Origin of the sequence: Streptomyces fradiae, assembly GCF_041270065.1 — a bacterium.
Taxonomy (GTDB): Bacteria; Actinomycetota; Actinomycetes; order Streptomycetales; family Streptomycetaceae; genus Streptomyces.
Map to the genome: position 1 here is coordinate 6118253 of NZ_CP065958.1, position 12147 is coordinate 6130399.

General features: G+C 71.1%; 11 protein-coding genes. 7 read left to right on the forward strand and 4 right to left on the reverse strand.

Annotated features, from left to right (window positions below):
- Positions 1-38: 38 nt before the first annotated feature.
- The 5 genes from JAO84_RS27915 to JAO84_RS27935 all read left to right on the forward strand — a co-directional run bounded on the left by JAO84_RS27915 (position 39) and on the right by JAO84_RS27935 (position 5369).
- Positions 39-707 (forward strand): ABC transporter ATP-binding protein, encoded by a 669-nt coding sequence (locus JAO84_RS27915; RefSeq protein ID WP_370416885.1) that lies wholly within the window; start codon positions 39-41, stop codon positions 705-707.
- Between the two features lie 109 nt (positions 708-816).
- Positions 817-3372, forward strand: coding sequence for a DUF4118 domain-containing protein (locus tag JAO84_RS27920; protein ID WP_370415285.1), 2556 nt, complete (start codon positions 817-819; stop codon positions 3370-3372).
- Between the two features lie 67 nt (positions 3373-3439).
- Positions 3440-4123, forward strand: a complete 684-nt coding sequence (locus JAO84_RS27925; protein WP_370415286.1) for a response regulator — start codon at positions 3440-3442, stop codon at positions 4121-4123.
- A 94-nt stretch (positions 4124-4217) separates the two neighbouring features.
- Positions 4218-4616 carry an OB-fold nucleic acid binding domain-containing protein gene (locus JAO84_RS27930; RefSeq protein ID WP_265864952.1) on the forward strand — a complete coding sequence of 133 codons (399 nt, stop codon included), beginning with the start codon at positions 4218-4220 and terminating at the stop codon, positions 4614-4616.
- Between the two features lie 3 nt (positions 4617-4619).
- Entirely contained in the window at positions 4620-5369 is a 750-nt protein-coding gene (locus JAO84_RS27935) for a DUF3159 domain-containing protein (protein ID WP_370415287.1), read from the forward strand.
- An 85-nt stretch (positions 5370-5454) separates the two neighbouring features.
- Here the strand turns inward: JAO84_RS27935 and JAO84_RS27940 are convergent, their stop codons facing one another.
- Positions 5455-6129: a TrkA family potassium uptake protein gene (locus tag JAO84_RS27940; RefSeq protein ID WP_361580605.1), complete on the reverse strand. Its 675-nt coding sequence runs from the start codon at positions 6127-6129 to the stop codon at positions 5455-5457.
- On the reverse strand, positions 6129-6797 hold the full coding sequence (locus JAO84_RS27945) for a TrkA family potassium uptake protein (RefSeq protein ID WP_265864955.1): 669 nt from the start codon (positions 6795-6797) through the stop codon (positions 6129-6131). The genes JAO84_RS27940 and JAO84_RS27945 overlap by 1 nt, the downstream gene beginning before the upstream one ends.
- Before the next feature lie 296 nt (positions 6798-7093).
- Between JAO84_RS27945 and JAO84_RS27950 the strand changes: the two genes are divergently transcribed.
- Together JAO84_RS27950 and JAO84_RS27955 are read left to right on the forward strand one after the other, a co-directional pair.
- Positions 7094-9145, forward strand: a complete 2052-nt coding sequence (locus tag JAO84_RS27950) for an APC family permease (protein ID WP_370415288.1) — start codon at positions 7094-7096, stop codon at positions 9143-9145.
- Positions 9146-9225: 80 nt separating this feature from the next.
- Positions 9226-10554 (forward strand): class I SAM-dependent RNA methyltransferase, encoded by a 1329-nt coding sequence (locus JAO84_RS27955; RefSeq protein WP_370415289.1) that lies wholly within the window; start codon positions 9226-9228, stop codon positions 10552-10554.
- Here JAO84_RS27955 and JAO84_RS27960 read toward each other — a convergent pair.
- Positions 10458-11063 carry a transposase gene (locus tag JAO84_RS27960; RefSeq protein ID WP_370415290.1) on the reverse strand — a complete coding sequence of 202 codons (606 nt, stop codon included), beginning with the start codon at positions 11061-11063 and terminating at the stop codon, positions 10458-10460. The genes JAO84_RS27955 and JAO84_RS27960 overlap by 97 nt on opposite strands.
- 27 nt (positions 11064-11090) lie before the next feature.
- Positions 11091-12101 carry a hypothetical protein gene (locus tag JAO84_RS27965; RefSeq protein ID WP_370415291.1) on the reverse strand — a complete coding sequence of 337 codons (1011 nt, stop codon included), beginning with the start codon at positions 12099-12101 and terminating at the stop codon, positions 11091-11093.
- Between the last annotated feature and the right edge of the window lie 46 nt (positions 12102-12147).

The window sequence follows — 12147 nt, forward strand, 5'->3', positions numbered from 1 at the left end:
CCGGCACGGCCGTCCTCGACGACCCGGCGGCGGCGCCGATGGTCCGGGTGGAGAACCTGCACCGGTCGTACGGGACGGGGGCCGCCGCCGTCCACGCCCTGCGCGGCGTCTCCTTCGACATCCCGCGCGGCGAGCTGGTCGCCCTCAAGGGCCGTTCCGGCTCCGGCAAGACCACCCTGCTCAACCTGGTGGGCGGCCTCGACACCGCCGACCGGGGGCGCATCGTCATCGACGGCACCGACCTCGCCGATCTCGGCGAGGAGGGCCTGCTGGAACTGCGCCGGGACCGGATCGGATTCATCTTCCAGTCCTTCGGCCTCATACCGATCCTGACCGCCGCGGAGAACGTCGGCGTGCCGATGCGGCTGCGGAAGGCCGACCCGAAGGAGCGCGAGGAGCGCGTCGCCCTGCTGCTCTCGCTCGTCGGACTCGCCGATCACACCGCCCAGCGCCCCGGAGAGCTCTCCGGCGGCCAGCAGCAGCGGGTCGCCATCGCCCGCGCCCTCGCCAACCGGCCCGCGCTGCTGATCGCCGACGAGCCCACCGGACAGCTGGACGCCGAGACCGGCCTGGCCGTGATGGAGCTGCTGCGGGCCGTGGTGCGCAGCGAGGGCTGCACCGCCCTGGTCGCCACCCATGACACCCAGCTCCTGGGCCTCGCGGACCGGGTGCTCGAGCTGCGCGACGGCGAGATCATCGAGCACTGACGAGTGCGCTGCTCCCGCCTCCGGCCGGCTGCATCAGAATCACGTCAAGACGGCCCGGAGCGCCGCTACCTGTGCGGAATGTCCGATTAGCTGGACGTAAGGTCATGGCATGGGACGCGGCAAACTCCGGATCTACCTGGGAGCGGCACCGGGCGTCGGGAAGACGTACGCGATGCTCTCCGAGGCGCACCGGCGCAGGGAGCGCGGCACCGACGTGGTCGTCGCGTTCGTCGAGCACCACGACCGGCCGCGCACCGAGGTGATGCTGCACGGCCTGGAGGGGATACCCCGGCGCCGCCTGGAGTACCGGGGCGGGGAGTTCTCCGAGATGGACGTGGACGCGGTCCTCGCCCGGCGGCCGGCCGTCGCCCTCGTCGACGAGCTCGCCCACACCAATGTGCCGGGCTCGCGCAACGCCAAGCGCTGGCAGGACGTCGAGGAGCTGCTCGCGGCCGGCATCGACGTGGTCTCGACGGTGAACATCCAGCACCTGGAGTCGCTGGGCGACGTGGTCGAGTCGATCACGGGGGTGCGGCAGCGGGAGACCGTGCCGGACGAGGTGGTGCGCCGGGCCGACCAGATCGAGCTGGTCGACATGTCGCCGCAGGCCCTGCGGCGCCGGATGGCGCACGGCAACGTCTACCAGCCGGACAAGGTCGACGCGGCCCTGTCGAACTACTTCCGGCCGGGCAACCTGACGGCGCTGCGCGAGCTGGCGCTGCTGTGGACGGCCGACCGGGTCGACGAGTATCTGCGGCAGTACCGGGGCGAGCACAACATCCGCTCCACCTGGCAGGCCCGGGAGCGGATCGTCGTCGGCCTCACCGGCGGCCCCGAGGGCCGGACCCTGATCCGGCGGGCCGCCCGGCTCGCCGAGAAGGGCGCCGGCGGCGAGGTGCTCGCCGTCTACATCTCCCGCAGCGACGGCCTCACCGCCGCCTCGCCGAAGGAGCTCGCGGTGCAGCGGACGCTCGTCGAGGACCTCGGCGGAACGTTCCACCATGTGATCGGCGACGACGTGCCGCACGCCCTCCTGGAGTTCGCCCGGGGCGTCAACGCCACCCAGATCGTGCTCGGCTCCAGCCGCCGCCGCACCTGGCAGTACATGTTCGGGCCGGGCGTCGGCCAGACCGTGGCCCGCGAGTCGGGTCCCGACCTGGACGTGCACATCGTCACCCACGAGGAGGCCGCCAAGGGCCGCGGCCTGCCCGTCGCCCGCGGCGCGCGCCTCGGCCGGGGCCGGATCGTCTGCGCCTGGCTGGTCGGCGTCGCCGGACCCGCCCTGCTCACCCTGCTGCTCACCCATGTCGACGCGGACCTCGGCCTCGCCAACGACATGCTGCTCTTCCTCACCCTGACCGTCGCCTCCGCCCTCCTCGGCGGCTTCCTGCCGGCCCTGGCCTCGGCGGCCTTCGGCTCCCTGCTGCTCAACTGGTTCTTCACCCCGCCGCTGCACCGGCTGACCATCGCCGACCCGCTGAACATCGTGGCCATCGCCGTCTTCTTCGGCGTCGGCATGTCCGTGGCCTCCGTCGTCGACCTGGCCGCCCGGCGCACCCAGCAGGCCGCCCGGCTGCGCGCCGAGTCGGAGGTGCTGTCCTACCTGGCCGGCAGCGTGCTGCGCGGCGAGAGCAGCCTGGAGGCCCTGCTCGAACGGGTCCGGGAGACCTTCTCCATGGAGTCCGTCGCCCTCCTGGAGCGCACCGACGACCTCGCGCCCTGGACCTGCGCCGCGAGCGTCGGCGCCCACCCGGTGGCCCGGCCCGACGACGCGGACGTCGACATGCCCGTCGGCGACCACCTGGCGCTCGCGCTCAACGGGCGGGTGCTGCCCGCCGAGGACCGCCGGGTGCTCGGCGCCTTCGCCGCCCAGGCCGCCGTCGTCCTCGACCGCCAGCGGCTCGTCGACGAGGCCGAGGGAGCCCGCAAGCTCGCCGAGGGCAACAAGATCCGCACCTCGCTGCTCGCCGCCGTCAGCCACGACCTGCGCACCCCGCTCGCCGGCATCAAGGCCTCCGTCAGCTCGCTCCGCTCCGCCGACGTCGAATGGTCGGAGGAGGACCAGGCGCTCCTCCTCGAAGGCATCGAGGAGGGCGCCGACCGGCTCGACCACCTCGTCGGGAACCTCCTCGACATGTCCCGGCTGCAGACCGGCACCGTCACCCCGCTGATCCGCCCCACCGACCTCGACGAGGTCGTCCCCATGGCCCTCGGCGGCGTCCCCGACGGCAGCGTCGGACTCGACATCCCCGAGACCCTCCCCATGGTCGACGTCGACCGCGGCCTGCTTGAGCGGGCGGTCGCCAACATCGTCGAGAACGCCGTGAAGTACAGCCCCGACGGCGTCCCCGTCGCCGTCTCCGCCAGCGTCCTCGGCGAACGCCTCGAACTGCGCGTCACCGACCGCGGGCCCGGTGTCCCGGACGAGGGCAAGGACGGCATCTTCGAACCGTTCCAGCGCTTCGGCGACGCCCCGCGCGGCTCCGGCGTCGGCCTCGGCCTCGCCGTCGCCCGCGGCTTCGTCGAGGCCATGGGCGGCACCCTCGCCGCCGAGGACACCCCCGGCGGCGGTCTCACCATGGTGCTCACCCTGCGCACCGCCGGCGGCGCCGCGCCGCCCCCGGACCCGGGCGCCGCCCCGGAGTCCGTCCACAGCTTCACGTAGACGACCCGGGCCACGGCCCCCGGCCCGTAACACCCCCTCACGACAACCGACAGGAAGGCCACCCTCCATGACCCGGGTCCTCGTGGTCGACGACGAGCCACAGATCGTCCGCGCCCTGGTGATCAACCTCAAGGCGCGGAAGTACGAGGTCGACGCGGCGCCCGACGGCGCCACCGCCCTCAAGCTCGCCGCCGAGCGCCACCCCGACGTCGTCGTCCTCGACCTCGGCCTGCCCGACATGGACGGCGTCGAGGTGATCAGGGGCCTGCGCGGCTGGACCCGGGTGCCGATCCTGGTGTTGTCCGCCCGGCAGACCTCCGACGAGAAGGTCGAGGCGCTCGACGCCGGCGCCGACGACTACGTGACCAAGCCCTTCGGCATGGACGAGCTGCTCGCCCGGCTGCGCGCCGCCGTCCGCCGCGCCGAGCCGGTCGGCCGCGAGGAGGGCGACGTGGTCGTCGAGACCGACGGCTTCACCGTCGACCTGGCCGCCAAGAAGGTGCACCGGGCCGGCAAGGACGTCCGGCTCACCCCGACCGAGTGGCACCTCCTGGAGGTCCTGGTCCGCAACAGCGGCCGCCTGGTGAGCCAGAAGCAGTTGCTCCAGGAGGTCTGGGGCCCCTCGTACGGCACCGAGACCAACTATCTGCGGGTCTACATGGCCCAGCTGCGCCGCAAGCTGGAGCCGGACCCCTCGCACCCGCGCCACTTCGTCACCGAGCCGGGCATGGGCTACCGCTTCGAACACTGAGTTCGGTCTCCGGGGCCGGGTCCGGGTCCGGTCCGGGTGCGCTCGGGGTTCGGTGCCCGACGGGCCGTCGGCGGCGGCCGGTACGCTTTTACGTATGAGTGCCGCACCGCGTACAGAGAAGCCCGCCGGGCGCTTCCGCCGCATGCTCGACAGGCTGTCCACCTCCCAGGAGGAGCTGGAGTCGGTCGAGCTCCAGGAGGACTCCGCGGCCTCGGGGTGCACCCGGATCTCCGACTGCCACGACCGCGAGATAGTCAAGGTGACTGGTACGTTGCGGACGGTCACCCTGCGCCCCCGTGCGGGTGTGCCCGCGCTGGAGGCCGAGCTCTTCGACGGCACCGCCCCGCTGGACGTGGTCTGGCTGGGCCGCCGCTCCATCGTGGGCATCGAGCCGGGCCGCAAGCTGATCGCCTCCGGTCGCATCTCCATGAGCCACGGCCGGCGGGTCCTCTTCAACCCCAAATACGAGCTCCGACCGCTCGGACAGGAGTAGCCGGTGACGTCAGTCGACAAGCCGACCACCGACAGGGACGCCCCGGCCGGCCAGGCCGACAAGGCGGTGACCGAGGCCGCCCTCTTCGAGGCCTTCGGCGGCGTGCGCGGCATGGTGGAGACGGTCCTGCCCGGGCTGCTCTTCGTCACGATCTACACGATCAACAAGAACCTGCACTTCTCGGCGATCGCCGCGCTCGGCGTCTCGCTGGTCCTCGTGGCCGTGCGCCTGATCCGCCGCGACACCGTCAAGCACGCCTTCAGCGGCGTCTTCGGCGTCGCCTTCGGTGTCGTCTTCGCGATGATGACCGGCAACGCCAAGGACTTCTATCTGCCGGGCATGATCTACACCCTCGGCCTGGCCCTGGCGTACATCATCACGACGCTGGCCGGCGTGCCGCTGATCGGTCTGATCCTCGGCCCGGTCTTCAAGGAGAACCTCTCCTGGCGCACCCGCAACCCGGGCCGCAAGAAGGCGTACGCGAAGGCCAGCTGGGCCTGGGGCCTGATCCTGCTCGCCAAGTGCGCGATCCTCTTCCCGCTCTACTGGTGGGCCGACACCACCCAGCTCGGCTGGGTCCTGGTCGCCCTGAAGATCCCGCCGTTCCTGCTCGCGGTCTATCTGACCTGGGTCTTCCTCGCGAAGGCGCCGCCGCCGATCGACGTGTTCGCGGAGATGGAGGCCGAGGAGCAGGCCGAGAAGGAAGCCGAGCAGGCCCGCAAGGCCACGGCTCCGGGCCGTACGGACGGCTAGCCCGCAGACGTACAGACCTACAGACGTACGGGAAGGGGCCCGGGACCTGTCACAGGTCCCGGGCCCCTCGCCGTAAGGTCAGCGGTTACGCGCCGCCCTCGCGGCGGACCGAGAGCAGCTCCTCCAGCTGCTCCTCGCGGGCCTGGGTGGCCACGAACAGCAGCTCGTCGCCCGCCTCCAGGGTCTCCTCCGGGCTCGGGGTGAGCACCCGGGAGCCGCGGATGATGGTGACCAGGGAGGTGTCCTGCGGCCAGGCCACCTCGCCGACCTGGGTCCCCGCGATCGCCGACTCCGGCGGCAGGGTCAGCTCGACCAGGTTGGCGTCGCCGTGGCTGAAGCGCAGCAGCCGGACCAGGTCGCCGACGCTCACCGCCTCCTCGACCAGGGCCGACATCAGACGCGGCGTCGAGACGGCGACGTCCACGCCCCACGCCTCGTTGAACAGCCACTCGTTCTTCGGGTTGTTGACCCGGGCGACCACCCGCGGCACGCCGTACTCGGTCTTGGCGAGCAGCGAGACGACCAGGTTCACCTTGTCGTCGCCGGTCGCCGCGATCACGACGTTGCAGCGCTGCAGCGCCGCCTCGTCCAGCGAGGTGATCTCGCAGGCGTCGGCGAGCAGCCACTCCGCCTGCGGCACCCGCTCCACCGAGATGGCGGTCGGGGCCTTGTCGATGAGGAGGACCTCGTGGCCGTTCTCCAGGAGCTCGCCCGCGATGGAACGGCCCACCGCGCCGGCGCCGGCAATAGCGACACGCATCAGTGACCGCCCTCCTCGGGACCCTCGGCGAAGGCCGCCTCGACCTTGGCGATCTCGTCCGTCCGCATCATCACGTGCACGAGGTCGCCCTCCTGCAGCACCGTCTGTGAGGACGGGATGATCGCTTCGCCCAGCCGGGTGAGGAAGGCCACGCGCACGCCGGTCTCGTCCTGCAGCCGGCTGATCTTGTGCCCGATCCACGAAGGCGAGGTGTGCACCTCGGCGAGCTGCACGCCGCCGCTCGGGTCACGCCACAGCGGCTCCGCGCCCGAGGGCAGCAGCCGGCGCAGCATCTGGTCGGCGGTCCAGCGGACCGTGGCGACCGTCGGGATGCCGAGGCGCTGGTAGACCTCGGCGCGCCGCGGGTCGTAGATCCGCGCGGCCACGTTCTCGATGCCGAACATCTCGCGGGCGACCCGCGCGGCGATGATGTTCGAGTTGTCGCCGCTGCTGACGGCGGCGAAGGCCCCGGCCTCCTCGATGCCCGCCTCGCGCAGCGTGTCCTGGTCGAAGCCCACGCCGGTCACCCGGCGGCCGCCGAACCCCGAGCCCAGGCGGCGGAACGCCGTCGGGTCCTGGTCCACGACCGCGACGGTGTGCCCCTGCTGCTCGAGGGTCTGCGCGAGAGCGGCTCCCACTCGCCCGCAGCCCATGATGACGATGTGCACGTCCCCTTACCCCGCACTCCTGATCGTCTTGCTGACCTGCGAAAACACCCTGCTCACAACTTTCCCGGCCGCGCCTGCGGCCATCTACCCGGCTTCACTCCGGTCCATGCTGTCCGTCCGAGCTTATGCGGCACCATCCACGGCGACCCATCCGAGGTCGTGCTGCGGCCGTTCGAGGTCACCACGCGGCCGTCCGGGATCACCATGCGGCCATCCGAGGTGGTGACCCAGGAGATTCCGTGCGGATGGGGGTGATGGTCGGCGTGGCCGGTTTCGAACGCTTACGATCCTCTGTTGTGTCCAAACTGACCGACGTGCCCAAACGGATCCTCATCGGACGGGCCCTGCGCAGCGACAAGCTCGGCGAGACCCTTCTCCCCAAGCGGATCGCCCTACCCGTGTTCGCCTCCGACCCGCTGTCCTCGGTGGCGTACGCACCGGGTGAGGTGCTGCTCGTCCTCTCCGTCGCGGGCCTGTCGGCCTACCACTTCAGCCCGTGGATCGCGCTCGCGGTCGTGGTGCTGATGTTCACGGTCGTCGCCTCGTACCGGCAGAACGTGCACGCGTACCCCAGCGGCGGCGGCGACTACGAGGTCGCCACCACCAACCTCGGACCGAAGGCCGGACTGACCGTCGCGAGCGCCCTGCTCGTCGACTACGTCCTCACCGTCGCGGTCTCGATCGCCTCCGGCATCGAGAACCTCGGCTCCGCCGTCCCCTTCGTCGTCGAGCACAAGGTGGCCTCGGCCGTCGCGGTGATCATCCTGCTCACCCTGATGAACCTGCGCGGCGTGAAGGAGTCCGGCGGCCTCTTCGCAATCCCCACGTACATCTTCGTCTTCGGCGTCTTCGTCATGATCATCTGGGGCGCCTGGCGCGGCCTGGTCCTCGGCGACGACATGCAGGCCCCCACCGCCGGCTTCGAGATCAAGGCCGAGCACGGCGGACTCGCCGGCTTCGCGCTGGTCTTCCTGCTGCTGCGCGCCTTCTCCTCCGGCTGTGCCGCCCTCACCGGCGTCGAGGCCATCTCCAACGGCGTGCCCGCCTTCCGCAAGCCCAAGTCGAAGAACGCCGCCACCACCCTGGCCCTCATGGGCGGCCTCGCCGTCACCATGTTCTGCGGCATCATCTTCCTGGCCATGGCCACCGACGTCCGGATGGCCGAGAACCCGGGCGAGGACCTGCTGAACAATGGCGTCCCGCTCGGGGCGGGCTACGTCCAGGACCCGGTCATCTCGCAGGTCGCCGCCGCCGTCTTCGGCGACGGAACGTTCTTCTTCGTCCTGCTCGCCGCCGCCACCGCGCTCGTCCTCTTCCTGGCCGCCAACACCGCGTACAACGGCTTCCCGCTCCTCGGCTCGATCCTCGCCCAGGACCGCTACCTGCCGCGCCAGCTGCACACCCGCGGCGACCGCCTCGCCTTCTCCAACGGCATCGTGCTGCTCGCCGGCGCCGCCGCCCTCCTCGTCTGGATCTACGGCGCCGACTCCACGCGCCTCATCCAGCTGTACATCGTCGGCGTCTTCGTCTCCTTCACGCTCAGCCAGATCGGCATGGTCCGGCACTGGAACCGGCACCTGAAGACCGAGCGCGACACGGCCAAGCGCCGCCACATGATCCGCTCCCGCGCGATCAACGCCTTCGGAGCCTTCTTCACCGGCCTCGTCCTGGTCGTCGTCCTCGCCACCAAGTTCACCCACGGCGCCTGGGTCGCCCTGCTCGGCATGGTGATCTTCTACGTGACGATGACCGCGATCCGCCGCCACTACGACTCCGTGGCCGCCGAGATCGCCGCCGCCGAGGAGCGCCCCGACGAGTACGTGCGGCCCTCCCGGGTCCGCTCCGTCGTCCTCGTCTCCAAGCTCCACAAGCCCACCCTGCGCGCCCTCGCCTACGCCAAGCTCATGCACGCCGGCGAGCTGGAGGCGCTGAGCGTCAACGTCGACCCGGTGGAGACCAAGGCGCTGAAGGAGGAGTGGGAGCGGCGCGGCATCAACGTGCCGCTGAAGATCCTCGACTCGCCGTACCGCGAGATCACCCGGCCGGTCATCGAGTACGTGAAGACCCTGCGCCAGGAGAGCCCGCGCGACGCCGTCTCCGTCTACATCCCGGAGTACGTCGTCGGCCACTGGTACGAGCACCTGCTGCACAACCAGAGCGCGCTGCGCCTCAAGGGCCGGCTGCTGTTCACGCCGGGCGTGATGGTGACCTCGGTGCCGTACCAGCTCCAGTCCTCCGAGGCCGCGAAGAAGCGGGCCCGCAAGCGCTCGGAGTGGAACGCTCCGGGTTCGGTGCGCCGCGGCCCGGTGGAGAAGGTCCGCAAGGAACCGGCGGGAAAGAACAACTAGAAAAGAAGAACTAGACTGGTGGGCTGCTGTCGAGAACAGCAGCCCACTCTTCATCTTTTGCGCCCTGGGAGCCCCCGATCATGCAGAACGCCCCTGTGAAGTCCCTGATCGGGGAGGAGTACGAGGTCGAGGTCGGCCCGGTCGCCCACGGCGGCCACTGCATCGCCCGCACCGAGGGCGGCCGCGTCCTGTTCGTGCGCCACGCGCTGCCGGGCGAGCGGGTCGTCGCCCGGGTCACCGAGGGCGAGGAGACCTCCCGCTTCCTGCGCGCCGACGCGGTCGAGATCCTGGACGCCTCCAAGGACCGCATCGAGGCGCCGTGCCCCTTCGCGGGCCCGGGCAAGTGCGGCGGCTGCGACTGGCAGCACGCCAAGCCGGGCGCGCAGCGCCGGCTCAAGGGCGAGGTGGTCGCCGAGCAGCTGAAGCGGCTCGCCGGCCTCACCCCGGAGGAGGCCGGCTGGGACGGCACGGTCGTCCCCGCCGAGGGCGACAAGCTCCCCGCCGGCCAGGTCCCGCAGTGGCGCACCCGCGTGCAGTACGCGATCGACGCCGACGGCCGGGTGGGCCTGCGCAAGCACCGCTCGCACGAGGTCGAGGTGATCGACCACTGCATGATCGCCGCCGAGGGCGTCTCCGAGCTCGGCATCGAGAGCCGCACCTGGGAGGGCATGGCCTCGATCGAGGCCATCGCGGCGACCGGCTCCCAGGACCGCCAGGTCATCCTGACCCCGCGCCCGGGCGCCCGGCTCCCCATCGTCGAGCTCGACAAGCCCGTCTCCGTGATGCGCGTCGGCGAGAAGGACGGCGGCGTCCACCGCGTCCACGGCCGCCCCTTCGTCCGCGAACGCGCCGACGACCGCACCTACCGCGTGGGCAGCGGCGGCTTCTGGCAGGTCCACCCCAAGGCCGCGCAGACCCTGATGCTCGCCGTCATGCAGGGCCTGACCCCCCGCAAGGGCGAGACCGCCCTCGACCTCTACTGCGGCGTCGGCCTCTTCGCGGGCGCCCTCGCCGACCGCGTCGGCGACCAGGGCGCGGTCCTCGGCATCGAGTCCGGCAAGCGCGCGGTCGAGGACGCCCGCCACAACCTCGCCGACTTCCCCCGCGTCCGCATCGAACAGGGCAAGGTCGAGTCCGTCCTCCCGCGCACCGGCATCACCGACGTCGACCTCATCGTCCTCGACCCCCCGCGCGCCGGCGCCGGCAAGCAGACCGTCCACCACCTCGCCGCCCTCGGCGCCCGCCGCATCGCCTACGTCGCCTGCGACCCGGCCGCCCTCGCCCGCGACCTCGCCTACTTCCGCGAGGGCGGCTACCGGGTGCGGACGCTGCGAGTGTTCGACCTGTTCCCGATGACGCACCACGTGGAGTGCGTGGCGATCCTGGAGCCGGCGAAGAAGGACGCCTGACCTGCGGTTTTGTGGGTGCGCTTTATATGCGGTGTGGGCGTTACGGGCGATGTCTTGACGCTGAGACGACGCTCGGGACGCTCATCTGACGCTCGTTCTGATGGGGTGTCAGGCGACCTGCTGGGCAGGTCAGGACCCGCCGTCGCCATCCGCGCCGGATCGTCGAACCAGTCGGCCTGCACGTACAGGTCCTGGTCGATGAGGGCGTGGCCCTGCTTGGTCGCGTACGTCGTGTACACCGCGACGATCACGTTCTCGACCCGGCCCATCGTGCCGGAATACCGCCGCCCCAAGGCCGCGGTCTTCGTCCCCTTCTTCGCCTGCCCCGTCTCGTCGAAGATCAGGACCCCGCCGTCGGCGCCGAGGTGCCGGGTCAGGAACGCGCGCACCATGTCTCTCGCGGTGTCCTCCTCCCGGCGGGCGCGTTCGAGCAGGTGGTGCAGGCGATACGGCCGGTCCGGGCCGACTGTCTCAGCGATCGACCAGCAGTTGCCCGCAGCGGCCGGCATCAGCCGTGGTCACCGCGCGTGGGCCTGTCACCTCCGATACCGCTGCGCCACTGCCGTGAAGGCGGCCTTGGGTTCCCATTCCATATCGGGGTAGGTCTGCCCCCGGCGCCCTTCGAGGAGTTTGACGATGCCCAGGCCGGCCCGGTCCAAGTCGTCCCTGGGGTCGCCGTCCGGGCGGTGCGGGTAGCCGGGCAAGGCGAACAAGAACACGAACGCGCTGTCCACGCCCTCAGTCTCGAAGATCTCCAGCAGTTCACTCAGATACGCGGCCTGGCCGGCCTCGTCACGCTCGTATACGCCGTTCAGCCGTATCGGGGCCTTGGTCGTCGGGTCGTGCTCGACCACCTCCAGCACCCGCCCACCGCGGTCTCCAGCGCCGCGGTAGGCCGCGGTGCCGAACCCGGTGATGGCGAGCGGCTTCGGGCCTTGGGCCAGGGTGCGCACCGCGTCCCGGAACCGGTCGGCGACCTCGGCGGAGCGGATCAGCTCGAACGTCACCATGTCGAAGGGAGTCCAGTCGACCTGCTCGAACTGGATGGATGCGTAGGTGAGCTTGCCCTGGAAGCTCTCGCGGACCGTGGCCGCGGCATCACGGAGGAATGCGTTCATGCGCACGCCGAGCTCGCGCATCGCTTCGGCCCGCCGCTCGGGTTGGCTCATCAGATGCTCGACCCGCTCCTCGGGGCTCTCTCCGGACAGGAACCCGCGGTTCATCACGCTCAGCTCGACCCCTGCGACGAACACGACTGCGACCCCCTGCCGCCGGAGCCGTTCCGCTCGCTCGGCGCAGTCGCGGAAGAGCATGAGGATCTGCTCCGGATCCAGCTCCAGCGGATAGGGCGAGAACCAGACCTCCAGGCCGAGCTCGGCGGCGGCACCGGCGGCAAGCTCCAGTCGGTCCGGGTCGCCGCCGATGATCTGGACCGCGTTGCAGTGAAGGTCGTCGCGGATGATGGCGAGCTCGCGCCGGACCACCCCGGGGTCGAAGTGCTCGCGGGACATCTGGCCGTGCACGACGAATCCGGTGTCGTAGGTCATTCCTCTTGCTCGCATGGTGACGTCCTCTCTGCCGGTCTCGGTCGGG

What these genes read in the sequence shown, in the direction of transcription:
- JAO84_RS27915 (WP_370416885.1), top strand. Translation starts at nt 39, where the DNA reads ATGGTCCGGGTGGAGAACCTGCACCGGTCGTACGGGACGGGGGCCGCC.
- JAO84_RS27920 (WP_370415285.1), top strand. Translation starts at nt 817, where the DNA reads ATGGGACGCGGCAAACTCCGGATCTACCTGGGAGCGGCACCGGGCGTC.
- JAO84_RS27925 (WP_370415286.1), top strand. Translation starts at nt 3,440, where the DNA reads ATGACCCGGGTCCTCGTGGTCGACGACGAGCCACAGATCGTCCGCGCC.
- JAO84_RS27930 (WP_265864952.1), top strand. Translation starts at nt 4,218, where the DNA reads ATGAGTGCCGCACCGCGTACAGAGAAGCCCGCCGGGCGCTTCCGCCGC.
- JAO84_RS27940 (WP_361580605.1), bottom strand. Translation starts at nt 6,129, where the DNA reads ATGCGTGTCGCTATTGCCGGCGCCGGCGCGGTGGGCCGTTCCATCGCG.
- JAO84_RS27955 (WP_370415289.1), top strand. Translation starts at nt 9,226, where the DNA reads ATGCAGAACGCCCCTGTGAAGTCCCTGATCGGGGAGGAGTACGAGGTC.
- JAO84_RS27960 (WP_370415290.1), bottom strand. Translation starts at nt 11,063, where the DNA reads ATGCCGGCCGCTGCGGGCAACTGCTGGTCGATCGCTGAGACAGTCGGC.
- JAO84_RS27965 (WP_370415291.1), bottom strand. Translation starts at nt 12,101, where the DNA reads ATGACCTACGACACCGGATTCGTCGTGCACGGCCAGATGTCCCGCGAG.